The 24,596-nt window shown below is 72.2% G+C and carries 25 protein-coding genes; 13 read left to right on the plus strand and 12 right to left on the minus strand.

The window, feature by feature from the left end; all coding sequences use genetic code 11:
• The first annotated feature begins 32 nt into the window (after positions 1–32).
• The 3 genes from BIU94_RS15950 (at position 33) to BIU94_RS15960 (ending at position 2,897) form a co-directional block, all read left to right on the plus strand.
• Entirely contained in the window at positions 33–1,238 is a 1,206-nt protein-coding gene (locus BIU94_RS15950; RefSeq protein ID WP_071262888.1) for an MFS transporter, read from the plus strand.
• Positions 1,239–1,494: 256 nt separating this feature from the next.
• A complete protein-coding gene (locus tag BIU94_RS15955; RefSeq protein ID WP_071262890.1) occupies positions 1,495–2,313 on the plus strand; it encodes an aldo/keto reductase in 819 nt (272 codons plus the stop codon).
• Positions 2,310–2,897 (plus strand): hypothetical protein, encoded by a 588-nt coding sequence (locus BIU94_RS15960; RefSeq protein WP_071262892.1) that lies wholly within the window; start codon positions 2,310–2,312, stop codon positions 2,895–2,897. The genes BIU94_RS15955 and BIU94_RS15960 overlap by 4 nt, the downstream gene beginning before the upstream one ends.
• Here the strand turns inward: BIU94_RS15960 and BIU94_RS15965 are convergent.
• On the minus strand, positions 2,894–3,232 hold the full coding sequence (locus BIU94_RS15965) for a hypothetical protein (RefSeq protein WP_071262896.1): 339 nt from the start codon (positions 3,230–3,232) through the stop codon (positions 2,894–2,896). The two genes, BIU94_RS15960 and BIU94_RS15965, sit on opposite strands and share 4 nt — an antisense overlap.
• A gap of 60 nt (positions 3,233–3,292) precedes the next feature.
• Between BIU94_RS15965 and BIU94_RS17925 the strand changes: the two genes are divergently transcribed.
• From BIU94_RS17925 to BIU94_RS15985, 5 genes are all read left to right on the plus strand, one after another.
• Positions 3,293–3,454 carry a hypothetical protein gene (locus tag BIU94_RS17925; RefSeq protein ID WP_175472197.1) on the plus strand — a complete coding sequence of 54 codons (162 nt, stop codon included), beginning with the start codon at positions 3,293–3,295 and terminating at the stop codon, positions 3,452–3,454.
• A 32-nt stretch (positions 3,455–3,486) separates the two neighbouring features.
• The gene (locus BIU94_RS15970; protein WP_071262898.1) at positions 3,487–3,924 is read left to right on the plus strand and encodes a MarR family winged helix-turn-helix transcriptional regulator; all 438 of its coding nucleotides are present in this window, start codon (positions 3,487–3,489) and stop codon (positions 3,922–3,924) included.
• 101 nt (positions 3,925–4,025) lie between these two features.
• Entirely contained in the window at positions 4,026–5,450 is a 1,425-nt protein-coding gene (locus tag BIU94_RS15975) for an MATE family efflux transporter (protein ID WP_083404912.1), read from the plus strand.
• A 74-nt stretch (positions 5,451–5,524) separates the two neighbouring features.
• Positions 5,525–6,151 (plus strand): hypothetical protein, encoded by a 627-nt coding sequence (locus BIU94_RS15980; RefSeq protein WP_071262901.1) that lies wholly within the window; start codon positions 5,525–5,527, stop codon positions 6,149–6,151.
• Positions 6,152–6,251: 100 nt separating this feature from the next.
• Positions 6,252–6,773 (plus strand): ribonuclease H, encoded by a 522-nt coding sequence (locus BIU94_RS15985; protein ID WP_071262903.1) that lies wholly within the window; start codon positions 6,252–6,254, stop codon positions 6,771–6,773.
• A gap of 6 nt (positions 6,774–6,779) precedes the next feature.
• Here the strand turns inward: BIU94_RS15985 and BIU94_RS15990 are convergent, their stop codons facing one another.
• From BIU94_RS15990 to BIU94_RS16000, 3 genes are all read right to left on the minus strand, one after another.
• Positions 6,780–7,031 (minus strand): DUF6458 family protein, encoded by a 252-nt coding sequence (locus BIU94_RS15990; RefSeq protein ID WP_071262905.1) that lies wholly within the window; start codon positions 7,029–7,031, stop codon positions 6,780–6,782.
• Positions 7,032–7,098: 67 nt separating this feature from the next.
• Positions 7,099–7,599: a GNAT family N-acetyltransferase gene (locus BIU94_RS15995; protein WP_071262921.1), complete on the minus strand. Its 501-nt coding sequence runs from the start codon at positions 7,597–7,599 to the stop codon at positions 7,099–7,101.
• Complete coding sequence (locus tag BIU94_RS16000) at positions 7,599–10,175, minus strand: RNA helicase (protein ID WP_071262923.1); 2,577 nt, start codon at positions 10,173–10,175, stop codon at positions 7,599–7,601. Before BIU94_RS16000 ends, BIU94_RS15995 begins: the two co-directional genes overlap by 1 nt.
• Positions 10,176–10,346: 171 nt before the next feature.
• Between BIU94_RS16000 and BIU94_RS16005 the strand changes: the two genes are divergently transcribed.
• The gene (locus BIU94_RS16005; protein ID WP_071262926.1) at positions 10,347–11,357 is read left to right on the plus strand and encodes an LLM class flavin-dependent oxidoreductase; all 1,011 of its coding nucleotides are present in this window, start codon (positions 10,347–10,349) and stop codon (positions 11,355–11,357) included.
• A 435-nt stretch (positions 11,358–11,792) separates the two neighbouring features.
• Here BIU94_RS16005 and BIU94_RS16010 read toward each other — a convergent pair whose 3' ends face one another.
• Entirely contained in the window at positions 11,793–14,258 is a 2,466-nt protein-coding gene (locus tag BIU94_RS16010) for a glycoside hydrolase family 3 protein (RefSeq protein ID WP_071263060.1), read from the minus strand.
• 46 nt (positions 14,259–14,304) lie between these two features.
• Positions 14,305–15,585 (minus strand): MFS transporter, encoded by a 1,281-nt coding sequence (locus tag BIU94_RS16015; RefSeq protein WP_071262933.1) that lies wholly within the window; start codon positions 15,583–15,585, stop codon positions 14,305–14,307.
• Between the two features lie 119 nt (positions 15,586–15,704).
• On the opposite strand from BIU94_RS16015, the gene BIU94_RS16020 reads away from it, so the two are divergent.
• Positions 15,705–16,295, plus strand: coding sequence for a TetR/AcrR family transcriptional regulator (locus BIU94_RS16020; RefSeq protein WP_083404913.1), 591 nt, complete (start codon positions 15,705–15,707; stop codon positions 16,293–16,295).
• A 222-nt stretch (positions 16,296–16,517) separates the two neighbouring features.
• Positions 16,518–17,381: an NAD(P)-dependent oxidoreductase gene (locus BIU94_RS16025; protein WP_071262935.1), complete on the plus strand. Its 864-nt coding sequence runs from the start codon at positions 16,518–16,520 to the stop codon at positions 17,379–17,381.
• A gap of 34 nt (positions 17,382–17,415) precedes the next feature.
• Here the strand turns inward: BIU94_RS16025 and BIU94_RS16030 are convergent, their stop codons facing one another.
• Entirely contained in the window at positions 17,416–19,092 is a 1,677-nt protein-coding gene (locus BIU94_RS16030; RefSeq protein WP_254784830.1) for a class I SAM-dependent methyltransferase, read from the minus strand.
• On the minus strand, positions 19,089–19,454 hold the full coding sequence (locus tag BIU94_RS16035; protein ID WP_071262942.1) for a helix-turn-helix transcriptional regulator: 366 nt from the start codon (positions 19,452–19,454) through the stop codon (positions 19,089–19,091). Before BIU94_RS16035 ends, BIU94_RS16030 begins: the two co-directional genes overlap by 4 nt.
• Positions 19,455–19,555: 101 nt before the next feature.
• On the opposite strand from BIU94_RS16035, the gene BIU94_RS16040 reads away from it, so the two are divergent.
• The gene (locus BIU94_RS16040) at positions 19,556–20,812 is read left to right on the plus strand and encodes an MFS transporter (protein WP_254784831.1); all 1,257 of its coding nucleotides are present in this window, start codon (positions 19,556–19,558) and stop codon (positions 20,810–20,812) included.
• Positions 20,813–20,845: 33 nt separating this feature from the next.
• On the opposite strand, the gene BIU94_RS16045 is transcribed toward BIU94_RS16040, so the two are convergent.
• From BIU94_RS16045 to BIU94_RS16055, 3 genes are all read right to left on the minus strand, one after another.
• Entirely contained in the window at positions 20,846–21,289 is a 444-nt protein-coding gene (locus BIU94_RS16045) for a TIGR02611 family protein (protein WP_071262951.1), read from the minus strand.
• 119 nt (positions 21,290–21,408) lie between these two features.
• Positions 21,409–22,458, minus strand: coding sequence for a hypothetical protein (locus tag BIU94_RS16050; protein WP_071262953.1), 1,050 nt, complete (start codon positions 22,456–22,458; stop codon positions 21,409–21,411).
• 100 nt (positions 22,459–22,558) lie between these two features.
• Positions 22,559–22,891, minus strand: a complete 333-nt coding sequence (locus tag BIU94_RS16055) for a TraR/DksA C4-type zinc finger protein (RefSeq protein WP_071262955.1) — start codon at positions 22,889–22,891, stop codon at positions 22,559–22,561.
• 78 nt (positions 22,892–22,969) lie between these two features.
• Here BIU94_RS16055 and BIU94_RS16060 point away from each other — a divergent pair, with 78 nt between their 5' ends.
• Positions 22,970–24,007, plus strand: a complete 1,038-nt coding sequence (locus tag BIU94_RS16060; protein ID WP_071262958.1) for an LLM class flavin-dependent oxidoreductase — start codon at positions 22,970–22,972, stop codon at positions 24,005–24,007.
• Positions 24,008–24,020: 13 nt separating this feature from the next.
• Here BIU94_RS16060 and BIU94_RS16065 read toward each other — a convergent pair whose 3' ends face one another.
• A complete protein-coding gene (locus BIU94_RS16065; RefSeq protein ID WP_071262960.1) occupies positions 24,021–24,494 on the minus strand; it encodes an ASCH domain-containing protein in 474 nt (157 codons plus the stop codon).
• Between the last annotated feature and the right edge of the window lie 102 nt (positions 24,495–24,596).

Below are 24,596 nucleotides of genomic sequence, written 5' to 3' on the forward strand. Positions count from 1 at the left end.
AGCCCGTTCCGTCCGGTCCGTACACTCGTGTCGTGAGTACGTACGGCCCCCTCCTCAAGACCCCCGGCGTGGGTCGTGTCATCGCTGCACAGCTCACCGCGCGCTTCCCGTTCGGGATGCTGTCGCTGGCCTACCTGCTGCACGTGGAGCACGTCTTCGGCTCCTACGGCGCCGCCGGCCTCGTGCTCGCGACGACGAGCATCGGGCAGGCGATCGCGGGTCCGCTGACGAGCCGCTGGATGGGCAGCTGGGGAATGCGCCCCGTCCTCGTCCTGACGAGCATCGTCGCGCTCGCGAGCATGGTCGTGATCGCCTTCTCCACCATGCCGCTCTGGGCCTACGTCGTGGTCGGGTTCCTCGGCGGCCTCGCCGTTCCGCCCGTGCAGCCCGCGGTGCGCACCATCTACCCGAAGATGGTGACCTCGTCGCAGCTCACCCCGCTGTTCTCGCTCGACGCCAGCGCCCAGGAGCTCATCTGGGTCGCCGGCCCGGTCATCACCACCTTCGTCGCGACGCAGGTCGGCACCGTGCAGGCGATCGTCGTCGCCATGGTCTTCCTTGTGATCGGCGGCGTGTGGTTCATCGCCTCCCCCGAACTCGGTCGCGTGCGCATCCCCCGCTCGAAGCGCGCGTTCGGCGTCGTGCTCCGCCGCCCCTCGGTCGTGGTGGCGACGCTGACCGGTCTGCTGCTCATCGGCGCCTGCTCCGCGGTCGAGGCCAGCGTCACCAGCGTCTTCGGCGAGGGCAGCCCGAACGCCGGCATCGTCCTCGCCGTCTTCGCGGTCGGCTCCCTGCTCGGCGGGCTGGCGTTCGGCCACCGCCCGATCTCCCGCAACACCCTGTGGACGCGCATGGCCGTCGTCTTCGTCGGCCTCACCCTGGCCCTCGGCGGCACGGGCTTCTGGTGGCTCTGCCTCGCACTGGTCATCGCCGGTGTGGGCATCGCCCCGGCCCTCGCGGTCATGTTCGGGTCGGTCTCGGCGACCGTCAAGTTCTCCGACACCGCCGAGGCCTACGGCTGGATGGGCACCGGCCAGCTCATCGGCGCCGCCGGCGGATCGGCCGTCGCCGGCTTCCTCATCGACAGCAACGGCCCGATCGGCGGTTTCACCGTGGGCGCCGTGATGGCCGGCGTGGGCGTGCTGCTCCCCCTGGCGATGCGCAGCTGGCTGCCCGACCTGCGCGGCCGCGACGCGAGCCCCCTGCCCGACACCGAACCGGTCGTCCTGCCGACCTGACGCTCGCGCGCCGGCCCGTCCGCGGCGCCGCGCTGCCGCGTCGACGTCGCACGACAGCGACCTCGTCGCCCCGCCGCAGCCCGACGTCCCTCCCCCGGTCCGGCAGGCGGCTCGCGACACCATCGTCGTCGTACGACAGCGATCATGTCGCGCCGGTCGCTCGACCTCCCCTCCACAGCCCGCCGATCGGCCCGCGTCCTCCACGGACGGCCGGGAGGCCCGGCGCACCCCCGGCGAGCACCGGCAGGATGGGTGCATGGTCACCTCCATCCCCCTCCGCGACGGGGCATCGATCCCCGCGATCGGCTTCGGCGTCTACAAGGTCGACGACACCGAGGCCGAGTCGGCCGTCGGCACCGCCCTCGACGCCGGCTACCGACACGTCGACACGGCCGAGATGTACGGCAACGAGACCGGCGTCGGCAAGGCGATCCGGGCCTCCTCGCTGGACCGTGACGACGTCTTCGTGACGACCAAGGTGTGGAACGACCACCAGGGTCGCGACGCGACGCTGCAGGCCTTCGACGACAGCGTCGCGCGGCTCGGCCTGGACACGGTCGACCTCTACCTCATCCACTGGCCGGCCGCGGCGAGGGACCGCTACGTCGAGACCTGGCGCACCCTGGTCGAACTGCGCGAGTCCGGCCGCGCGCGGAGCGTCGGGGTGTCGAACTTCCAGGTGGAGCACCTGCAGCGGCTCGTCGACGAGACCGGTGAGGTCCCTGCGCTCAACCAGGTCGAACACCACCCGTGGCTGCCGCAGCGGGAGCTCATCGCCTTCCACCAGCAGCACGGCATCGCCACCGGCGCCTGGTCGCCGCTCGGGCGCGGGCGGCTCATCGACGAGCCGGTGCTCACCGGCATCGCGGACGCGCACGGGGTCAGCGTGGCGCAGGTGCTCGTGCGGTGGAACGTGCAGCAGGGCGTCGTGGTGCTGCCGAAGTCGGTGACACCGTCGCGCATCCGGTCGAACCTGGACGTCGACGGCTTCGTGCTGACCGACGAGGAGCTCGCAGCCATCGCCACGCTCGAGTCCGGGCAGCGCACCGGCTCCCACCCGGACGCCGTCTCGTGACGAAGGGGTCCGGCGGAGCAGGCGACCCGCAGTCCACGGCTCGTGCCCACCTCGGGCCGGACGAGCAGCTGTACTGGGCCGGCACGAGCGACCCCGCGAAGCGCTTCTCGGGGCGGGACGGCTTCCTCGTCCCGTTCAGCCTGCTCTGGCTCGGGTTCGTGGTGTTCTGGATGGTCTCGGCCATCACCGGCGGAGCGCCACCGTTCTTCCTGCTCTTCGGGACCGTGTTCGTGCTGATCGGCCTCCACATCACGGCCGGCCGGTTCATCGTCAAGCAGCACCGCAAGCGCACGACGGTCTACGCCGTCACCGACCGCCGGGCGCTCGTGATCACCCCGGGCGGCACCCGTGACGTGCCGATCGGCCGGACCGACCGCACCGTCAGCTGGACCCGCGACCGGAGCCACTGCACCGTGGAGTGGGGGTCGGACGGCGGCGGCTCGATCTTCGCCGCGAACGGCATGAACGCCAGGGTCTACGGCAACACCGGCCTCGACGGCCTCTTCGGCCCCCAACCGATGGCGTTCTGGGACGTCAGCGACGGCGAGGGGCTCGTGCGCGCGCTCGACCGGACGTCGCGCTAGCCGCGGCGGTCCTCCTCCGACTGCCACGGCAGGTGCAGGTCGCCCGGTGCGGGCTCGACGTCGCCGGCGTCGTCGGCTCCGCCCGTCCCCGGTGCCGCGATGACCTTGGACGTGTCGATGCCGTCGGCCTCGAGCTCGGCGTCCGAGCGCTGGTCGTCCTGCGCGGCGACGGTCTCTCGCTCGCTCGAGGGGCTGTACGCCGTGTCGGCGGCGCGCTGTTCGCTCGCGTCGACACCGCCCTCGCCCTCGTGGTGGGCGGCGTCGCGGAGGGCGTCGCTGCGTGCGCGGTCGTCGGAGGAGTCAGGGCCGGGGGCCTGCGGGATGCTGTCGCTCATGGCCCGCACGGTAGTCCGCGCCTCCCGAGTGCCGGTCCGACGATGCCCTCCAGGACCGCGGTGCTCGCGCAGGGAACCGACACGATCACGCCCGTCTCCTGCGTCGTCATCGGCGTCGCGATCGTCGTGCTCCTCAGCGCCCGCGCCGACGCCGTTCCTCCCGGCGAGCCGGATCTCCGCCCACGGCCAGTCGACGATCGCCCCACCACGGCCGCGCATTGACTGTTTGATATCGAACGGTTAGAGTTCTGATCATGCAGGCACCGCACTTCGACACCCCGCTCCAGCTCATGCGGTGGATCGGCTGGGCGCAACGCAAGGCCGCGGACGACTGGGTCCGTGAACGCGACCTCACGCACGAGCAGAGCTTCGTGCTGGGGTACCTGCAGCAGAACCCCGGTGCCATCCAGCGGGACATCGCCACGATGACCCGCACCACACCGGCCAGCGTCTCGAGCCTGCTGCAGGGACTCGAGAAGCGTGGTCTGGTCGAACGACGGCCCGACGCCGCGAACGGCCGCACGAAGCTCGTCCACGCCACACCCGCCGGTGTCGAGCTCATCGCCGGCTTCGAGGACGCGATGCTCGCCCTCGACGACACCCTGCTCGCGCCGCTCAGCCCCGCTGAGCGCGCCACGCTCCGCGAACTCCTGCTCAAGGTGACCGCAGAGCTGCCGGAACCGACCCGGTAACCGCACCCGTGCCTCCCGGCCGTCCGCCGGAGGCACCACCCACACGCACGCGACGGCCACCGCCGGACGCGCGATCCGTCCTGCCCGGAAGGGGCCGACACATGAGCACCGACACCACGACCGCAGCGGCCACCAACCGCTGGTACCTCTCCACCGCCCCGATCGCCAGGGCACTCGTCCACCTCTGCGTCCCGATGGCCGCGGCGATGGTCGTCAGCGCCCTGTACAACGTCATCAACGCGGGCTTCATCGGCTCGCAGCACGACACGTCGCTCCTCGCCGCGATCACGTTCGGCACCCCGCTGCTCGGCCTCATCATGGCGATCGGCGGCGTCTTCGGCGTCGGCGGCAGCTCGCTGATGTCCCGGTTGCTCGGCGCGTCCGAGAACGACCCGGCGAAGGCGGGTGAGATCAAGCACGTCGCGTCCTTCGCGGTGTGGGGTTCCGTCATCACCGGCGTCGTCCTCGGCGGCGCGGGGCTGCTCCTGCTCCGGCCGCTCGTCGGCGTGCTCGGGGCGGACGCCGCCGCGGTGCCCGCGACCAGTGCCTACGTCGCCGTGATGCTGGCGTTCGTGCCGGTGCTCGCTGCCGCCTTCTGCCTCGAGCAGATGGTCCGCGCCGAGGGCGCCGCCCGGCAGGCCATGGTCGGCCTGGTCCTGTCGACGATCGGGAACCTGGTCTTCGACGTGCTCTTCATCCTGGTGCTGCACTGGGGCGTCGCCGGAGCAGCCCTCGCCGTCGGACTCGCCAACGTCGTGAGCATCGTCTACTGGGTGCGCTGGCTCGGGCGGCACAGCGAGAACGTGTCGCTGTCGCTCCGGTGGTTCACGCTCCGGCGGTCGGTGCTCGGACCCGTGTTCGGCATCGGGGTGAGCGAACTGCTGCAGGCCGGGTTCCTCATCGTCACGACCCTGGTGCTCAACAACCTCGCGGCCCGGTACGGCGACGACCCGCTCGCCGCCATGGGGGTGGCCGTGCGGATCGCACAGGTGCCCGAGTTCCTCGTGATGGGCGTCACCATCGGGGTGCTGCCGTTGCTGGCCTACGCCTACGGCAAGGGCGACCGTGCCCGGCTGCACGCCGCACTGCGAGCGTCGGCACTGACCGTCGGAGCCATCGTGCTGGTCTTCTCGGGGACGGTGTTCGTGTTCCGCGAGCAGGTCTTCACGATCTTCTCGTCCGACCACTCCGTGCTCGCGATCGGTCTGACGATCCTGGTCGCCCAGCTCGTCGCGACCGTGGTGAACGGCTTCACCGGCCTGTTCACGTCCCTGTTCCAGGCCGCCGGACTGGTCACGCCGGCGATCGCGATGTCCCTCGCGCAGGGCGTGCTGTTCATCCCGATCGTGCTGCTCGGCAACCTGTGGTTCGGCCTCGCGGGCATCATCTGGGCGCTGACCGTCACCGAGGTGCTGGTGTTCCTCGCCGGACTCGTCATCTGGACGGCGTCGCGCCGCCGGATCGACGAGGGGCTCGCCGCGGGCAGCCCGGAGCGGGCTGAGGCCACGCTCGAGGCCGCCGGCTGACGACCAGGTCGTCCCGACCGGCCGACCGGCCGACCGGCCGCCCGGTCGGCCGGCCGGCCGCTACGCTCGCAGTCGTGGGTGAACCGACCGCCGAGCGGACACGACGGGCACGACGGGCGCGACCGCGGTCCGGCGACGACCGACGTGCTCTCGTCGAGCCGCTGCTGGCGCCCGACGAGCAGCTGCTCTGGGTCGGGTACAGCGATCCCCGGAAGATGTTCGGCTCCCACGACCGCTGGCTCGTCCCGTTGAGCATCCTGTTCACGGGCTTCGTGGTCGCCGTGCTCGTCCGTGGGGCCGTCGAGGGGATCCCTCTGCCCGCGGCGGTCGTGCTGCTCGTGTTCCTGCTCATCGGAGCGCACGGCATGGTCGGACGCTTCCTGGTGAAGCGGCACCGCAAGCGCACCGAGGTGTACGCCGTGACGGACCGCCGCGCCCTCGTCACCGACGGGCGGCACACCCGCGACGTCGACGTCCGACGCACGGACCGCATGGTCGACGACTCCGGCGACCACCTGTCGATCGAGTGGAACGAGACCGGCGACCTCGACACGCTCTTCCTCGGTGGCAGCAGCGCAGTCCGCCAGTACGCGAACACGGGACTCGACGGGATCCTCGGGATGCGGCGTGACTTCGCCTTCTACGACGTCACCGACGGCGACGGGCTCGCCTCCGCCCTGGAGCAGGCCGTCGACCGCTGAGGCAGCGGCCAGGCGCCGTGGCGGGGCAGCTCGGACGGGCAGGGGCAGCCGGGCGTCCGTTACGCTCGACGGGCACCAGCACCGACCAGGAGGTCCCCTCGTGACGATCGTCGCCGCAGCAGACGGCTCAGCCCTCGGCAACCCCGGCCCCGCCGGCTGGGCCTGGTACGTCGACGACGACCGGTGGGCTGCGGGCGGGTGGCCGCGCGCGACGAACAACATCGGCGAGCTCACCGCCGTCCTGCAGCTGCTCCGGGCGACGAAGGACGCGGGCGAGCCGCTGCACATCCTGTGCGACAGCCAGTACGCCATCAAGGCCTGCACGGAGTGGCTCGCCGGGTGGAAGCGCAAGGGCTGGCGGAAGGCCGACGGCAAGCCGGTGCTCAACGTCGAGATCATCAAGGAGCTCGACGCCGAACTGCAGGGCCGCAAGGTCACGTTCGAGTGGGTCCGCGGCCACGTCGGGCACGAGATGAACGAGGCGGCGGACGTGCGCGCCCGCGGAGCGGCCACCGCCTACCAGAACGGCACCGAGGTGCCCGAGGGTCCGGGCTGGCCGGGTGCCGAGGTCAGCGGGCCGTCACCGCTGCCCGAGGCGACCCCGCCGGCGACGCTGTTCTAGCCGCGCTCAGTACGTCCCGTCACGCCGTTCCTGCTGGGTGATCTGCTCCCCCGACGCCGGGTCGACGCCGGAGCGCGTGGTGGTCGTGGTCCGTCGGCCACCGAAGGCGACGGCCAGGCTGATGATGAGCAGGACGACACCGGCCGCCATGAGGATGTAGCCGATGAGCCGGAGGTCGATCCCGGCGAGCTGCACGTCCACGGCGAACGCCACGATGGCGCCGATGACGATCAGGGCGATGCTCGATCCGATGCGCACGATGGGGTCCTCTCGTTCGTGACCCCGAGCCGATCGGCGCAGGGCTGGCGCCGAACGTACCCGCTCGTCAGAGTCGCCGTTCCCACAGCGCGACCGTGCTGGTGAGGTGGTCGTACCGGTAGGGCTTCCGCTCCCCCGTCGGTTCGTACCCGAGGGCCCGCCAGAACGGCTCGGCGACGGGTGCGTTCGTCGCGACGATCCCGAGCCGCAGCCGCTCGGTGCCCGGAGTCGCCCGGAGCTGGTCGACGACGGCGTCGTGCATCGCCCGACCGAGCCCGCGCCGACCGCGGTCGCCCCGCACCACGAGCAGCCCGATGAACGCCACGGCGTCGGACGGGTACCCGCGCAGGACGTCCGCGAAGGCGACCAGCTCCGGCCCGTCCCAGAGTCCGGTGCCGGACTTCCCCGCGGGATCGAACCCGTCGGGCACCGAGACGAGCGCGCTCAGGCCGTCCGAGGGGCCGGGCGGGTAGCCGGTGATGCGCGCGGCGTAGTCCGGCACGGACTCGAGCAGGCCCTGCAGCGCCGCGACGTCGTCGGGGCCGAGATCGCGCACCGTCAGCGGCATCAGTCGACGTCCACCTCGGCCCAGCCGTCGAAACGCCCGATCTCGGTGACCTGAACGACCGCCTCGCCGACCTCGTCGGACGCGTCGAGGTCGATGGTGGCCGAGAACCCGAAGTCCTTGTCGCCGGACGGGTCGGCGAAGATCTGGCGGGCCCGCCAGACACGGGCGCCACCCGACCCGGCCGCCGCGTTCTCGTCGAGCACCAGGTACTGCATCGAGCGGGCGTCGGCGTCGGTGCGGACCTCGTCGTGCGACTCGTAGTACTCCTCGAGCACCGCGTCCCAGGCGTCGGCGTCGAAGCCGGCGGCCGCGTCGAGCGCGCCGAGCCCGTCGACGTCGTCGGCGGCGGCGAGCAGCACCCGCTGGAACAGGGCGTTGCGCACGAGCACGCGGAACGCCCGCGGGTTGCCGGTGAGGCGGGCGGGTTGTGGCGGCGTGATCTCGTCGTGCTCCTCGGCCGCGAGCAGGACGTCGCCGTTGACGAGCGCCTCCCACTCGTCGACGAGCGAGGAGTCGGTCTGCTTGACGACCTCGCCGAGCCACTCGATCAGGTCGTCGAGCTCCTGGGTCCGTTGCTCGTCGGCGATGGTCTGCCGCATGGTGCGGTAGGCGTCGGACAGGTAGCGGAGCACGAGCCCCTCGGACCGGGTGAGCTGGTAGAAGCGCACGAAGTCGCCGAAGGTCATCGCGCGTTCGTACATGTCGCGGACGACGGCCTTGGGCGAGAGCGCGAAGTCGAGCACCCACGGCTGCTCGGCCGCGTACGCCTCGTACGCCGCTTCCAACAGCTCGGACAGCGGGCGAGGCCACGTGACCTCCTCGAGCAGCTCCATCCGCTCGTCGTACTCGATGCCCTCCTGCTTCATGCGGGCGACGGCTTCGCCGCGCTCCTTGAACTGCTGCTGGGACAGGATGGCGCGCGGGTCGTCGAGGGTGGCCTCGACGACGGAGACCATGTCGAGCGCGTAGGTGGGCGACTCGGGGTCGAGCAGTTCGAAGGCTGCGAGCGCGAACGGGGACAGCGGCTGGTTGAGCGCGAAGTTCGGCGCGATGTCGACGGTGAGGCGGTAGGCCCCGTCGACCTTCTCGATCACCCGTGCGTTGATGAGCGTCCGCGCGATGACGAGTGCCCGCCGGGCCATCGCGAGCTGGCGCGCACGCGGTTCGTGGTTGTCGAACACGAGCGACCGGACGTCCTCGAAGGCGTCCCCGCCGCGCGCGACGACGGACAGCACCATCGCGTGGGTGATCCGCATCCGCGAGACCATCGGCTCGGGTTCGGCGCCGATGAGCCGTTCGAACGACGGCTGCCCCCACGAGACGAAGCCCTCCGGGGCCTTCTTCCGTTTGATCTTGTTCTTCTTCTTGGGGTCGTCGCCGGCCTTCGCGACCGCGCGGGCGTTCTCGATGTCGTGCTCGGGCGCCTCGGCGACGACGTCGCCCTCGGTGTCGTAGCCGGCGCGGCCGGCCCGCCCGGCGATCTGGTGGAACTCGCGGGCGGACAGCTGGCGCATCTTCGTGCCGTCGAACTTCGTCAGGCCCGTGAACAGCACGGCGCGGATCGGCACGTTGATGCCGACGCCCAGGGTGTCGGTGCCGCAGATGACGGGCAGCAGGCCGCGCTGCGCGAGCTGCTCGACCAGGCGCCGGTACTTCGGCAGCATGCCGGCGTGGTGCACGCCGATGCCGGCACGGATGAGCTTGGACAGCGTCTGGCCGAAGCCGGCGCTGAACCGGAAGCCCGCGACGGCGGCCGCGATCTCGTCCCGTCGCTCACGCGAGGCGACCCGGGCGGACAGCAGCGACTGCGCGCGTTCCAGGGCCGCTGCCTGGGCGAAGTGCACGATGTAGATCGGCGCCTTGCCCTCCTCCAGCAGCCGTTCCACCGTCTCCTGCACGGGCGTCATCACGTACTCGTACTCGAGCGGCACGGGTCGCGAGACGCCGGTCACCCGGGCGGTGGGTCGACCGGTCCGGCGGGACAGGTCGTCGGCGATGGTGGTGACGTCGCCGAGGGTCGCCGACATGAGCAGGAACTGCGCGCGCTCGAGCACGAGGAGCGGCACCTGCCACGCCCACCCGCGGTCGGCGTCGCCGTAGAAGTGGAACTCGTCCATCACCACGACGTCGACGTCGGCGTCCGGGCCCTGGCGCAGCGCCAGGTTCGCCAGGATCTCGGCGGTGCAGCAGACGATGGGAGCGTCGGCGTTGACGCTCGAGTCCCCGGTCACCATGCCGACGTTCTGCGCGCCGAACAGGTCGACGAGCTGGAAGAACTTCTCCGACACGAGCGCCTTGATCGGGGCCGTGTAGTAGCTGCGCTTCCCCTCGGCGAGGGCGGCGAAGTGCGCGCCTGCGGCGACGAGGGACTTCCCGGTGCCGGTCGGGGTGCTGAGGACGACGTTGGCACCGGACACGAGCTCGATGACGGCTTCGTCCTGCGCCGGGTAGAGCGGGCGGCCGCCCTCGGCGGCCCAGGCGGCGAACGCCTCGTAGACGGCGTCGGGGTCGACCGCGCCGTCCACCGCCGCCGGGATCGCGGCGACGAGCGGGGCCTGGGTGGTGACGTCGGTCATGCGCCCATCCTCCCAGGTACCGCCGTCGCGGACGGCGGGAACGGGCAGCGGGGTGCAGACGGCACAGCGCAGACGGCGGACGGGAGGCGCGGCACCGGGCCGCCACGCGCCTCCCGACCCGACAGGTGCCGGACTAGGGACGCGCTCCATACGTGCGCATAGACTCACGACATGCGCGAACTCGGCTTCCTCTCCTTCGTCCCGAACCACGGCGGCACCGACGGTGCCGCGGCCGCCCTGGAGGACGGCCTGCGCCTGTTCGAGACCGCCGAGCGGTTCGGGTACGGCACCGGCTGGGTGCGCGGTCGGCACTTCGAGCCGTTCCTCACCAGCCCGATGACGTTCTTCGCGGCCGCCGCACAGCGCACGAGCACGATCGGGTTCGGCACCGCGGTGCTCGGCATGCGCTACGAGGACCCGGTCCGGCTCGCCGAGGACGCCAGCACCGTCGACCTGTTGAGCGGCGGTCGCGTGCAGCTCGGCATCAGCACGGGCATCGCCGGGTACGGCCCGATCCTCGACCCGGTGTTCGGCAGCGTCGACCGGTCGTTCCGCGACGAGGCCGAGGCCCGCGCCGGCCGCCTGCTCGAGGTCCTGCAGGGCGAGCCGCTCGGCAGCGCCGGCAAGGGCTACGAGAGCATCCCGGCCGGGGCGGACCTGACGCTGCAGCCGCTGAGCGCCGGCCTGCGCGAGCGCGTCTGGTGGGGCGGCGGCAGCATGGCCACGGCGGTCCGCACGGCGGAGAAGGGCCTGCTGCTGCACTGCTCGACGCTGAACACCGAGGACACCGGCGCTCCGTTCGCCGAGGCGCAGGCCGACCAGGTCGCCGCGTACCGGGAGCGCTTCGCCGCGCTGCACCCGGAGCGCACCCCGAAGGTCGCCGTCGGGCGCATCGTCGTCCCGCTGCTCGACGAGCACGACCGTGCCGTGCACGAGGAGTTCCTGACCGGGTACGCCGCCGGCATGGACGACGAGGGCCGTCCGTCGTCCGGCCCGCCCTTCCGCTTCAGCTCGGTGCTGTCCGGCGAACCGGCCGCCATCGTCGACGCCCTGCTCGCCGACCCGGCCGTGACCGCTGCCGACGAGCTCGTGGTCACCCTGCCGGCGAACGGCGACGCGGCGTCGCACGAACGGATCCTGCGCATCGTGGCGGAGGAGATCGCGCCGGCGCTGCGGGCCTGACGCCCTGCGGAGCATCCGGCGGGGCTCACATCGGGGTGGTGAGTCCCGAGAGCCCTGCCGGATGACCATCCCGTCCCTGATCCGCACGGGATGGTGGGACCATCGTTCCACCCGGCAAGTGGTTTGTCACACCGGTCTGCGCCCTGCGGACGGAAAAACCTGACCGATCGTCATGGGATTTGTCGGGTTCGTACGAAGTGCCCGCGACCCGGATCAGCGCCGATCCCCGCTCCGACGAGGAATGCGCCCCCGCGCGGACGCGGGGACGCATTCGGGACGCACCGGGGTGCCAGGGCTCCGTCGGCCGGATCAGGAGACCGAGTCGCGCGTCCGGCGACCCCGTGAACGGTGCGCACGCCGCCGGTAACCAGCCGACTGGCGCACAGCGATGCTACTCGGACAAGCCGAGTGCCGCACGGAAATCGGACGTCCGGCTCACTCCAGTTCGAGGGCCGCCGTCCCGGACTCGTCGGTCACCGAGGCGCCGACGTGCAGTGTGAAGGCGCCGGGCTCGTACCGCCAGGCACCGTCCTGCCAGTGCGCGAACGCCCGCGCCGGGACCTCGATCGACACCTCGGTCGACTCCCCGGCGTCGAGGCGCACGGGGGCGAACCCGACGAGCCACCGCACCGGCCGGTCGACCACCGAGGCCCCGCGCGAGGCGTAGACCTGCACGACGTGCTTGCCGGCCCGGTCGCCGGTGTTCGCCACGGTGGCCGTCACGACGGCCGTCCCGCCCTCGCCGACGGTGGGCGTCGCCGCCACGCCCTCGATCGTCCAGGTGGTGTACCCGAGGCCGTGGCCGAACGGGTACGCCGGCTCGGTGCCCGCGCGGAGCCAGGCGCGGTACCCGATGTGCACGCCCTCGTCGTAGCGCACCAGGCCGTCGACCGGGGTGACGTCGAGCACCGGCACGTCGGCCATCGCGGCCGGCCAGGTCGTGGGCAGGCGCCCGCCGGGCTCCTGCGCGCCGGTGAGCACGTCGGCCACCGCGTTGCCGTACTCCTGACCGCCGAACCAGGTGAGCAGCACCGCGGCGACGTCGTCCCGCCAGGGCATCTCAACCGGGGACCCCGCGTTGACGACGACGACCGTGTTCGGGTTGGCGGCGGCGACCGCGCGCACCAGGTCGTCCTGGTGCCCGGGCAGGGCGAGCGACGACCGGTCGTAGCCCTCGGACTCGACCTTCGAGTTCGTGCCGACCACGACGACCGCGACGTCCGCGTCCTCCGCGGTGGCCACCGCGGCGTCGATGAGCACCGACGGGTCCTCGTCGCTCGGCTCGGTGCCGAACTGGTAGGCGAGCACCCCGCCGAGGGTCTCGTCCTGCACCACGTCGTACTCGATGCGGATCGCGACGTCCTGCCCGGCGGTCACCGACACCGGCACCGACCGGGCCGGCGGGTTGAGGAACGCCGCGCCGAGCTGGTCGCCCTCGTACGGCACGTCCTCGTCGAGCACGAGCTCGTCGTCGATCCACATGCGCGAGCGGCCCGCGGCGCCGATGCCGATCCGGACCGTCCCGGCAGCGGGCGCCGTGTACGTCGTGGTGATGTCGAGCCGGTCCGCCTCGCGGGTGGGGGCGTCGCCGCCGAACCAGAAGAGCGCGGTGGCCCGGCGGTCCTCGACGTACAGCTCGACCCCGTCGCGCACGAACGCGACACGGGCGCCGGGCTCCCCGGTCGCCGGGTTGGTGATGGTGTCGATCGGGAACTCCGCGATGCCCTCCTGCACGACCGCGCCGATGGCGTGCTCGACCGTCGCGCCCGGGAACGCGGCACGGATGCCGTCGAGCGGCGACACGACCGAGGACGGCACGACCGTCGCCGAGCCGCCGCCCTGCGTGCGCGCCTGGTCGGCGTTGTGGCCGATGACGGCGACGCGTGACACCGCGGGGGCGTCGAGCGGCAGCACGCCGGTGTTGCGGACGAGCACGGTGCCCTCGGCCTCGGCCTCGCGGACGAACGCGGTGCCGTCCTCGACGTGCACGGGCGTCGCGGCGACGGGCTCGAAGCCCTCGAGCGCGCCGACCCGGGCGGCCAGCGTCAGGATGCGCCGGACCTTGCGGTCGATCGCGTCCATCGGCACCTCGCCCGACTCGACCGCGGCGAGCAGCGGCCCCTCGCTCCACCACGGGTTCGGTCCGGGCATCGCGACGTCCTGCGACGCCTTCGCCGAGTCGACCGAGCGCACCCCGGTCCAGTCGGACACGACGATGCCGTCGAAGCCCCACTCCGTGTTGAGCGGCGTCTCGAGCAGCTCGTGCTCCGACGCCGTGACGCCGTTGACCGAGTTGTACGACGACATGATCGCCCAGGCGTGCGCCTCGGTGACGGCCTTCTCGAACGCGAGCAGGTACAGCTCGCGGAGCGCCCGGTCCGAGACCTCGGTCGAGGCGGTGAAGCGGTCCGTCTCGTAGTCGTTCGCGATGTAGTGCTTCGGCGTCGCGGCGACGCCGTTCTCCTGCACGCCCGCCACGTACGCCGCGGCGAGGTCGCCGGTCAGCACCGGGTCCTCGCTGAACGCCTCGAAGTGGCGGCCGCCGAGCGGCGACCGGTGCAGGTTGATGGTCGGGCCGAGCACGACGTCGACGCCCTTGCGCCGGGCCTCGACGGCGGCGGCCGCGCCGTAGCGCTTCGCGACGCCTGCGTCCCACGACGCGCTCAGCGCGGTGGCCGAGGGCAGGTTGAGGGACGGGTCGCGCTCGTCCCACACCTCGCCGCGGACCCCGGAGGGGCCGTCGGACATGAGGATGCGGCGCAGCCCGATCTTCTCGATCGGCCAGGTCGTCCAGAAGTCACGTCCGGTCAGCAGCTGCACCTTCTCCTCGGTGGTCAGCTGGTCGACGAGCGCGTCGATGCGCTCCGCCAGCGGACTGGAGGTGGTGCTCGCGGTCTGCAGATCAGTCACGGTGATCGGTCCTTTCGTTCAGAGCCGGGGCAGGGGGTCAGCGCACGCCGCGGATGCGGGACACCGAGGCGATGCCGAGCAGTCCGACGACGGCGCCGGTGATGAAGAAGCCGCTGTACCCGCCGGTCAGGGCGATGACGCCGGGAGCGGCGGCGGGCACGAGGGACTGCGGCAGCGCCTGGGCGATGTTCACGACGCCGAGGTCCTTCGCGTTGTCCTGGTCCGACGGCAGCACGTCGGTGATGAGCGCCAGGTCGACCGCGTAGAAGACGCCCATGCCGGCACCCATCACGAACTCGCCGACCAGGACCACGCCCAGGGACGGCGCGAGCGCGATGATGACGAGCCCGACGACGCCGACGACGCCGGCGACCGCGACGAAGAGCTTGCGACGCCCGAGCTTGTCCGACAGCCAGCCGGCCACGAGCGAGGTCAGCACGATGCCGACGACGTTCCACAGCGTGCCCTGGAACACGGCGTTCGCCAGGTTCGACTCGTCGACGCCGATGTCGTCGCGCAGGAAGTAGGTCAGGTAGCTCACCGCGGTGTACTGGGCGGCGACCATCATGAAGCGGGTGAGCCAGGCCCAGCCGAGGTCGGGGTGCTTCACGGGGTTGAACACGAACGAGCCGAAGAGCTGCCCGATGCCGAGCTTCGAGGTCGGGCGCTGCGCGAGCACGCGGTCACGGAACACCAGCGCGTAGAGGACGACGACCGCGGAGCCGATCGCCCCCGGCACGATCATCTGCGTGGCCGAGGTCGAGAAGAGCTGCACCAGGAAGGTGCCGCCGACGAGCGCGAGGTTCTGCGCGAGTCCGAGGAGCGCCGCGACCCGGCCGCGCTGCGAGCGCGTGACGTGGTCGGGCAGCACGGCGGTGAGCGCCGCGATCGTCGCGTTGTAGGCGATCTGCGCGACACCCCAGCCGATCACCAGCACGACCACGGAGGACGTCGTCGCGACGACCACGAGGGCCGCGAAGCCGACCACGGTGCCACCGATGATCCACGGACGACGCATGCCGAGCCTCCCGGCCGTCCGGTCGCTGAAGCGACCCGCCAGCGGGTTGGCGACCATCGCGGCGAACGCGCCGATGCCGAGCGCCAGGCCGAGCACGCCGGCCTGGTTGTCCGGCGCGATCTCGGCGACCTTGAGCGCCATCGCGACGAGCACCGGCGGCAGCAGGGCGATGAAGAGCCCGAACATCGCGATCGGCATGCCGAGCGAGTACATGAGGGGCGCACCGCGACCCTGGGTCGGGGCGACCGCGGTCGGGGTGTCGGAAACGGACAGGGCGTCGTTGCCCACTGCAACCTCCATGGGGTGCGCCACCGTCGTCGGTGACTCGCTCGCCTCCGTCGGCGGCTGGGGGCCACGGTACCACCAAAACCAAGCAGTAGTAGGTTTTCTGCTGCCGACCCTGGCGGTACAGTCCTGCCATGGCACAACGGGGTTCGTACGCGAAGGGGATCGCGAAGCGCGAGGAGATCCTGACGGTCGCCCTCGAACTCGTCGCCTCACAGGGGTTCCGCCGGACGAGCATCAAGGACATCGCCGACGCCGTCGGTCTGACCCAGGCCGGCCTGCTGCACTACTTCGACTCGAAGGACGACCTCTGGGTCGAGGTCCTCCGCCGCCGCGACGACTCCGACGCCGCCACCGACTGGGACGCCGCCGACCCGGGCGAGCTGCTCGCCGCCATCGTGCGGCACAACGTCTCGGTGCCCGGCCTCGTGCAGATGTTCGTCAACCTGTCCGCGGCCGCGGCGACCGACCCGGACCACCCCGCGCACGCGTACTTCCAGGAGCGCTACGACCGCACCCGCCGCGACCTGTCCGCGGACTTCCGGGCGATGCAGCAGGACGGCCGGCTCCGGACCGACGTCGACGCCGAGGAACTGACGAGCGTCCTGCTCGCGGTCTCCGACGGCATGCAGATCCAGTGGCTGTTCGACCCCTCGCGCGACATGGCCCGGCACGTCGAGCTCGTCACCCGGCTCGCGATCGCCCAGGCGGCGCCCGCCGTCTGACGCCGCCCCCGGTCGCTCCCCGCCCAGTCGCTCCCCGCCCGGTCGCTCCCCGCCGGAACCAGGTTCCGGACACAGCACCGCGCGGTTCCGTGGTGTCGTGTCCGGAACCTGGTTCGCACGACGGAGCGGGGTACGGACAGGGCCTGGCCCGACCCCGGCCGCCCGGGGCAGGATGGACCGGACCCTCCGGGGTGCACCCCGACGACGATGTGGAGAGACGCGATGACGCGTGTGTTGGTGACCGGCGGCAGCGGCAAGCTCGGGCGGGCGGTGGTGCGCGACCTCGACGCGCACGGGTACGACGTGGTCCTGCTCGACCGCGTGCCAGCGCCGGACAAGCCCGAGCGGGTGCCCTTCCTGCGGATCGACCTGACCGACCACGGGCAGGTGCTGAACGCCTTCATGGGCATCGACGACCGCTACGACCACGTGGACGCCGTCGTCCACCTCGCGGCCGTGCCGGCCCCCGGACAGGTCCCCGACGTGGCGCTCATCACGAACAACGTCACGTCGTCGATCAACGTCTTCCACGCGGCCCGAGCGGCCGGGATCAAGAACGTGGTGTGGGCGTCGAGCGAGACCCTGCTCGGGATCCCGATGGGCGAGCACCACCCGCCCTACCTGCCCGTCGACGAGGAGTTCGCGGTCCGCCCGCAGTCGTCGTACTCGCTCGGCAAGGCCGTGGAGGAGGAGATGGCGCGCCACTTCACCCGCTGGGACCCGGAGCTGAAGATGATCGGGCTGCGGTTCTCGAACGTCATGGACGAGACCGACTACCCGGCCTTCCCGTGGGACGCCACCCCGGAGGCGAAGACCTTCAACCTGTGGTCGTACATCGACTCGCGCGACGGTGCCCAGGCGGTCCGGAAGTCCCTCGAGGCCGACCTCACCGGGTTCGAGGCGTTCGTCATCGCGAGCCCGGACACCGTGATGGACACGCCGACCATCGAGCTGGTCGAGCGCTTCGTGCCGGACATCGAGCGCCGCGCGGACATCGACGGGGTCAGCTCACTGCTGTCGTCGGAGAAGGCCCGCGAACTGCTCGGCTACGCGCCGGAGCACAGCTGGCGTGACCACCGCGCCTGAGCGCGCGCGGGGTCGCTCGGTCCCCGTGTGCGCGTCAGGCAGCGGGGACGAGCAGCCCGTCGAGCACCAGGTCGCGCGCCGCCGGCAGCAGGTCGGCGGCGAGCGCCTGCTCGTCCACCCCGGTGATCTGCGCGAGCGCGCCGATGATCGCGGCCACGGACAGGTCGCCGTCACAGGCGCCGACGAACGCGGCGAGCGCGGTGTCCGCGTCGACCCTGCGTCCGAGTCCCCCGCCCTGCACGAGCGTCATCACCGTCGGGTCGTCGTTGCCCGGCCAGTAGTAGCGCTCCTCGGTGACGTCGCCGGCGACCGACAGGTGCGTGGCGGCGAGCGCGGCGTCGTCGTGCCCGGCGAGCCAGGCGGCCGCGTCGAGGACGCGCGCCACCGTGGCACCGAGCCCGGCGGGGTTGGAGCCGAGCGCCTCGGGGACGCGCTCGAACCGGCGGAATCCGGACGGGCCTCCCCCCACGGGCTCGGCCGCCACGTCGCTCCGCAGGCTCCGCGACGCGTCGGAACCGGCCCGCGTGGGCCGAGGCAGGGGTCGACGCACCACGACGTACCCGAAGCCGACGCCGGTGACGCGGCGCTCCGCGAAGTCGTCGAGCCAGGCGCCCACCAGCGTGTCGAACTCGGTCGTGCCGGGCTTCGTGCCGCCGTCGCGGATCCAGGTCTCGGCGTAGGACGTCGGGTCCTGGCGCTCGCGCTCGACGACCCACGCGTCGAGGTCGGTGTCCGCGAACCAGCCGCGCACGCGGTCGAGGCCGTCGACGCCCCAGTGGTACTCCCAGTTGCCGAGCAGCTGCGCGGTCCCGCCGGGCTCCAGGTGGTCGGCCAGGCCGCGGAGCACGGTCTCGACCAGGGCGTCGCCGACCATGCCGCCGTCGCGGTACTCGTACGAGGGGACGCCCGGTCGGCGGGGCGTGATGACGAACGGCGGGTTCGAGACGATGCGGTCGAACCGCTCCCCCGCGACGGGCTCGAAGAGCGAGCCGTACCGGAAGTCGATCCCGTCGATCCCGTTGAGCTGCGCGTTGAAGCGGGCGATGTCGAGGGCGCGGCGGGAGATGTCCGTGGCGACCACCCGGTCGGCGAAGCGTCGGGCGTGCATTGCCTGGATGCCGCACCCGGTGCCGAGGTCGAGCACCGTGCGGACGGGCACCGGGACCTGCAGGCCGCTCAGCGTGGTGGTCGCCCCGCCGATGCCGAGCACGTGCTCCTCGCTGATCGCGTGGCCGAGCGCGAGCTCGCCGAGGTCGGAGACGATCCACCAGCTGCCGGCACCGAGGTCGTCGACGAAGGCGTAGGGGCGCAGGTCGACGGTGGGCAGGACCTCGGCGCCGCCGGTGCCGCCGGTGCCGCCGATGCCGTCGGCACCGTCGGCTCCGTCGGCTCCGTCGATCCGCAGCAGGCCGGCGACGACGACGGCGTCGAGGCCGGCGGTCGGGAACGCCGCCGCGGCGTCCTCGTGCGGGACCGGCAGGCCGAGCACGAACAGGGTCGCGAGCGTGCCGAGCGGCGATGACGGCCGCGCCGCGAGGGCCCGGAGGGCGGCCACCCGTGAGCCGCGGTGCAGCGACGCGGCGGCCTCGGCACCCCACAGCGAGTCGACCCGCTCGACGCTGAAGCCGGCGGCGTCGAGGTCCGCGGCGAGCGCCGACGTCACGTGCGGCGCGGCGCCGACCTCGGGCAGGGCGTGCACGGTCCGGCTCACGACTCGATCCCGTCGCGCATCAGGGCGGCGGGCACGTCCCACGCGGACACCAGGTCGAGCAGCCCGGGGAACCGTGCCTGCACGTCCTCGGCGCGCACCCGACTGGAGCGGGTGAGCCCGTCCTGGTGCTGTTCGAGCAGCCCGGCCTCGCGCAGGACGCGGAAGTGGTGGGTGAGCGTGGACTTCGGTCGGTCGACGCCGACCCACCCGCAGCTGCGCACGCCGCCTGCGGCGTCCACCAGGTAGCGGTGCAGGATGGCGAGCCGGATCGGGTCGCTCAGGGCATCCATCACGACCGGCAGGTCCAGCTCGGCCACGGACGGTTGGGGCAGTCGCTCGGGGGCGTCGACGTGCGCGGGCATGGACGGGACGCTACCACCGACCACCTCGCAGTACGACTTGCGTCGTACAGTTCACCTGCGGTACGAATGCAGTCGTACAACACGTGGACGAAGGGATGCTCGTGCAGCAGCAGTCAGCTCGATCGGTCGCCGGGTTCTGGATCCTGGCCGCCATGCTCCTGGCGTCGGTCGCCTCGTCAGCCGTCCCCTCGCCGATCTACCCCGTCTACGCCGCCGAGTGGCACCTGACGCCGCTCATGCTCACCGGTGTCTTCGCCGTCTACGTCGCCGGGCTGCTCGCGAGCCTGCTGGTCGCCGGCCGTCTGTCCGACCACGTCGGCCGGAAGCCGGTGCTCGTCGTCGGCGGCCTCGGCGTCGCCCTGTCGCTCGGGCTCTTCGCCGTCGCCGACGGCGTCCTCGCCCTGGTCGTCGACCGCATCGTGCAGGGCGTCTCCGTCGGGCTGCTCATCGGCGCGCTCGGCGCCGCCCTCATCGACAACTCGCTCGAGCGGCACCCCGCCCTGGCCGGCGTGCTCAACGGCGTCGTCCCGCCCGTCGCCCTGGCCACCGGAGCGATGGCGAGCGGCGCCCTGGTCGAGTGGGGCCCCGCGCCGGAGCAGCTCGTCTACCTGGTGTTCGGCGTGCTCCTGGTCCTGCTCGTCGTCGCCCTCGTCGTCGTCCCCGAGCGCGTCGAGCGCCGCCCGGGGGCCCTGCGCTCCCTCCGCCCGACGATCAGCGTGCCCCGGTCGTCCCGCCGGCTGTTCCGCGGCGTCGCCGGATCGCTCGTCGCGAGCTGGGCACTCGGCGGCATGTTCCTGTCGCTCGTCCCCTCCGCACTCGGCGCGGTGTTCGGCATCACGAACCACTTCGCCGCCGGCGCGCTCATCGCCGTCGTCACCGGCACCGGTGCACTCACCGGGCTCGCGATCCAGCGGATGGACACCCGACGCGCGGTGCTCCTCGGCCTCGTCGCCCTGGTCCTCGGACCGGTCGTCACCGTCGCGTTCGTCGCAGCGCACTCTCTGCCGGGGCTCGTCGTCGGCAGCGCGATCGCCGGCGTCGGCTTCGGCGCCGGGTTCCAGGCACCGCTGCGGATGCTGCTCGCCACCGCAGCGCCGACCCACCGCGCCGGACTGCTCTCCACCATCTACGTCGTGAGCTACCTGGCGTTCGGCGTGCCGTCCGTCATCGGCGGCCTGCTCGAGCCCGCCGTCGGCCTCGTCCCGGTGATCGCCGGGTACGGCGGTTTCATCGTGCTCGCCGCGGTCGTCGCCCTCGTGCTGCAACTCGTGTCGAAGGACACCGCCGCGGTCGAGGAACAGGCAGCCGAGGCCGTCGAACGCACCGCGACCGGGTCCGTGCGGGTCGCCGCCGAGTAGTGGCCGGGTACCGGCCGTCCGTCCCGTCGGGCGTCAGTGCCCGGGGCGGGCCGGCTTCGCGCCCCGACGCGGCACGCCCACGGTGCGCGCGGCACCGGTGTGCGCGGCGTCGACGTCGGCCTTGCCGCGGTCGGCCGCGTCTCGCAGCCGCTTCGGTCCGTGTCGCTTCGCCCAGTCCCAGAACCGGTGCAGCTGCGCGCGGAGCCACGTGATGATCCGGTGGAAGAAGTGGAACTCGCTCGCCAGGATCGTCAGCCCGATGAACACCACGAGCCAACCCGGACCGGGCAGCGGCACGAGGATCAGCCCGATGACCACCACGAGCCCACCGACGATGCCGACCAGCACCTTGTAGAACAGGTGCACGTGCGGCCGCGCGTGGATCCAGGTCCGCATGTCGTGGAACCACTGGAACCGCTGGCGCTGCGCACCCTCGCCCTGCGCCTCGGCAGGTCCGGCGTTGGGGTCGGCGTCCATGCGGAAACGGTAGGGCGCGCGGCTGGGAATCCGCGGCGCGCCCGGTGGACGGATGGTGCGCCGGCCGGGAGGCGCGAGGCGGGGCCGCATCGTGCCTCCCGGCCGGCAGGTGGTCGCCGCTACTGCGCCGTGGGAGCGAGCGCGGTCCCCTGCAGCGCCTGGTACCAGGCGCTGCTCCAAGGGATCATCGTCTCGACGAGCGCGTCGAGGTCGTCGAGGCCGACGGGTTCGGTCTTCGGACCGATCGACCAGTCGGCGTAGCCCCTGGCCAGGTGGGTGCGCCCGGTCAGGTGGCGCTTCGCGAGCCGGAGCTTGTGCTTGCCGAGCCCCTTCCTGCCGTTGCCCGCCGATCCGAGGCTCACCGCGACCCGGCCCGGGTTCTTCGTCAGGACCTCGTCGTCCAGCACCTCGAGCGCGCGGATCCACGACGGGGCGTCACCGGTGTGCTCCGGATCCGGGAAGTCGGCCTCGGACAGGTGGCTCACCGAGATGCCGACGAACCCTTCGAACTCCGTGTCGTCGAGGTGCGGCGGCATGCCCCGCCCGGTCACCTGGATCTGTCCGCGGATCCACTTCGCGTCCTCGCCGTCGTGCAGCGCGCGCTCGAAGACGATGGACGGCATCCCGCCGTCGCCGCGCTGCACGCGGACGTCCCAGTCGGGCATCCGCTGCCGGAGCCCGAGCGCCTGGAGCCGAGCCTCGACGGTCGTCTTGAGCAGCCGCCCCTCGCCCTCGATGTCGTCCTTCACGAGTCGCGGCGAGTCGAAGCACGCGAGCGCCTCGTCCCAGTCGATCACGTGGACGCGCTCGTCGTTGGTGACGAACTCGCCGAGCGACTCCTTGCGCGGCACGAGGACGAACAGCGTGCCGGTCTCGCCGAGGGCCTCCAGCTGCTCGTCGACCTGCCGACCGGTCAGCTCGTGGTCGAGCTTCGCCTCGATCCCGACGGTGCCGTGCTCGAAGGTCAGCTCGACGTCGAGCCGGACCGTGCCCCGTTCGGTCTCGACGTCCTTGTGCGGCACCTCGCACTCGACCTTCTGGAACGTCCCGAACTGCTTGCCGCTCACACGCTCGAGGAGCTGGACGAAGCGCTCGTGGTCGTGGCGGATCTCGGCACCGAGGGCACGGGTCGCCATCGGCTCCGTGCGGTAGATGGTGGTCTGCGTCATGGCGCCATGATGTCGGGGCGCGAGCGCCTCGGAGGGGCGCAACGCGCCGTCGGTGGAGAAATGTTGTAGAAATCTCACCTGTGAGGAGAACGGTGGACGGTCACGCGTGCGCAATGCAGGTCGCCGCCCACGGCACTGCCGCCAGACGGGCCTCGGGGATCGGTTCCCCGCCGACGATGCACCGGCCGTAGGTCCCCGCGTCGAGTCGGACGAGCGCGGCGTCCACCAGGCGGATCCGTTCACGGGCGTCGTCGCGCACGGCGCCGAGCGACCCGCGCTCCCACGCGAGCGTCGCGCCCTCGGGGTCGTGCTCGTCGTCGGAGTTCGCGTCCTGCCGGGCGTCGCTGACGTCCCGCATGCTCCGCTCGACGTCGGCGAGCAGGCGCTCGTTCCGGGAGCGCTCGGCGGTCAGGGCGGCGCGGGGGTCCTCCATGTCGCACACCGTAGTCGCCGACGGGCCGGCCGGCAGGCGACGCGGGTGCGGAATGGTCCGCACCTCGGATGCGTTCGCATGGACATGACGAAGATCGGGTTCCTGTCGTTCGGCCACTGGCGCGACGTCCCGGGTTCCAGGGTGCGCAGCGGCCGCGAGGCCCTCGTGCAGGCGATCGACCTCGCGGTCGCCGCCGAGGAGTCCGGCGTCGACGGCGCGTACTTCCGCGTGCACCACTTCGCACCGCAGCAGGCGGCGCCGTTCCCGCTCCTGTCCGCCATCGCCGCGAGGACGAGCCGCATCGAGATCGGCACCGGCGTCATCGACATGCGGTACGAGAACCCGCTGTACATGGCGGAGGAAGCCGCGGCCACCGACCTCATCTCCGGCGGACGCCTGCAACTCGGTGTCTCCCGGGGGTCACCCGAGACCGCCCTCGCCGGCTACGAGCAGTTCGGGTACGTGCCGGACGCGTCGGACACGAACGGTGGCGACCTGGCCCGGTCGCACACGAGCGTCTTCCGACGTGCGATCGCCGGCGAACCGATGGCGAACGCGAACCCGCAGATGACCGGCATGGCCGGGTCGCTGCCGATCTCCCCGCTCTCCGACTCGCTCAGCGACCGCATCTGGTGGGGCGCCGGCACCCGCGCGACGGCCGAGTGGACGGCCGAGCAGGGCATGAACCTGATGTCCTCGACCCTGCTGACCGAGGACACCGGCGTGCCGTTCGACGAGCTGCAGGCCGAGCAGATCGCCCGCTTCCGCAGCACCTGGGCGGACATGGGGTGGGAGCGCACGCCACGGGTCTCCGTGTCGCGCAGCATCATCCCGATCACCGACGACGAGTCGCGGCACTACTTCGGCGTCCGCGCGCAGGTCGAGGGGCAGGACCAGGTCGGCCACCTCGACGGCGGACTCGCCCGCTTCGGTCGCTCCTACATCGGCGAGCCCGAGCAGCTCGTAGCCGAGCTCGCCGCGGACCGGGCGGTCCGCGAGGCGGACACCGTGCTCGTCACGGTGCCGAACCAGCTCGGCGTCGACTTCAACTCCCGGCTGCTCGCCGCGGTGAAGGACGTCATGAACGAGGTGGACGCGGCGCCCGTCCCCGCCTGACGGCCTCGGGGCGTCAGGCGGTGCGCGTCGCCGTCGGCCACACGAGCCGGAACCGTTCGCACACGACCGGCATGTCCGGCTCGAAGCCGCGCGGGTTCTCGGAGTGCGCTCGCCAGTAGGCCTCGTGCTCCCGCCGCCACCACGCCAGCGTGCGGTCCCCTTCGCCCTCGGCGCGGGCGTGCTCCTCGTCGACCTCGTCGAACGGGACCACCCGCACGTCGGTGACCGCGATGACCGCGCGCGGGGCGCCGACACCGTCGAGGACGACGGCGAGGTCCCCGACCGTCGGCAGCGCCTCGTCGGCGGCCTCGTAGTCCCAGAGCGACGACGCCGTGCCGTCCTTCACGCCGTCGAGCACCAGTGCGAGCAGGTCGTCGGCCTGCTCCGGCGTCGCCCCGAACGCCCAGGCCTCGGGAACGGCGCTCGGCAGGCCCGGTACCTCGTCACGTCGGCGGGCCCAGAACTCGTCGAGCGGTGTCGTGGTCATCCCCCGACGGTAGTGCAGCCGGTCTGTCCTCCGTTGTGCTGACACCCGCGCTGGGACTGGGGAGCGCGCGCTCCTCCTCGTAGCCTCGTGGGGCATCGACTT

The organism is Curtobacterium sp. MMLR14_006 (assembly GCF_001864985.1).
GTDB lineage: Bacteria > Actinomycetota > Actinomycetes > Actinomycetales > Microbacteriaceae > Curtobacterium.

What these genes read in the sequence shown, in the direction of transcription:
- BIU94_RS15955 (WP_071262890.1), top strand. Translation starts at nt 1,495, where the DNA reads ATGGTCACCTCCATCCCCCTCCGCGACGGGGCATCGATCCCCGCGATC.
- BIU94_RS15965 (WP_071262896.1), bottom strand. Translation starts at nt 3,232, where the DNA reads ATGAGCGACAGCATCCCGCAGGCCCCCGGCCCTGACTCCTCCGACGAC.
- BIU94_RS15970 (WP_071262898.1), top strand. Translation starts at nt 3,487, where the DNA reads ATGCAGGCACCGCACTTCGACACCCCGCTCCAGCTCATGCGGTGGATC.
- BIU94_RS15975 (WP_083404912.1), top strand. Translation starts at nt 4,026, where the DNA reads ATGAGCACCGACACCACGACCGCAGCGGCCACCAACCGCTGGTACCTC.
- BIU94_RS15995 (WP_071262921.1), bottom strand. Translation starts at nt 7,599, where the DNA reads ATGCCGCTGACGGTGCGCGATCTCGGCCCCGACGACGTCGCGGCGCTG.
- BIU94_RS16000 (WP_071262923.1), bottom strand. Translation starts at nt 10,175, where the DNA reads ATGACCGACGTCACCACCCAGGCCCCGCTCGTCGCCGCGATCCCGGCG.
- BIU94_RS16005 (WP_071262926.1), top strand. Translation starts at nt 10,347, where the DNA reads ATGCGCGAACTCGGCTTCCTCTCCTTCGTCCCGAACCACGGCGGCACC.
- BIU94_RS16015 (WP_071262933.1), bottom strand. Translation starts at nt 15,585, where the DNA reads ATGGAGGTTGCAGTGGGCAACGACGCCCTGTCCGTTTCCGACACCCCG.
- BIU94_RS16020 (WP_083404913.1), top strand. Translation starts at nt 15,705, where the DNA reads ATGGCACAACGGGGTTCGTACGCGAAGGGGATCGCGAAGCGCGAGGAG.
- BIU94_RS16025 (WP_071262935.1), top strand. Translation starts at nt 16,518, where the DNA reads ATGACGCGTGTGTTGGTGACCGGCGGCAGCGGCAAGCTCGGGCGGGCG.
- BIU94_RS16035 (WP_071262942.1), bottom strand. Translation starts at nt 19,454, where the DNA reads ATGCCCGCGCACGTCGACGCCCCCGAGCGACTGCCCCAACCGTCCGTG.
- BIU94_RS16045 (WP_071262951.1), bottom strand. Translation starts at nt 21,289, where the DNA reads ATGGACGCCGACCCCAACGCCGGACCTGCCGAGGCGCAGGGCGAGGGT.
- BIU94_RS16050 (WP_071262953.1), bottom strand. Translation starts at nt 22,458, where the DNA reads ATGACGCAGACCACCATCTACCGCACGGAGCCGATGGCGACCCGTGCC.
- BIU94_RS16055 (WP_071262955.1), bottom strand. Translation starts at nt 22,891, where the DNA reads ATGGAGGACCCCCGCGCCGCCCTGACCGCCGAGCGCTCCCGGAACGAG.
- BIU94_RS16060 (WP_071262958.1), top strand. Translation starts at nt 22,970, where the DNA reads ATGGACATGACGAAGATCGGGTTCCTGTCGTTCGGCCACTGGCGCGAC.
- BIU94_RS16065 (WP_071262960.1), bottom strand. Translation starts at nt 24,494, where the DNA reads ATGACCACGACACCGCTCGACGAGTTCTGGGCCCGCCGACGTGACGAG.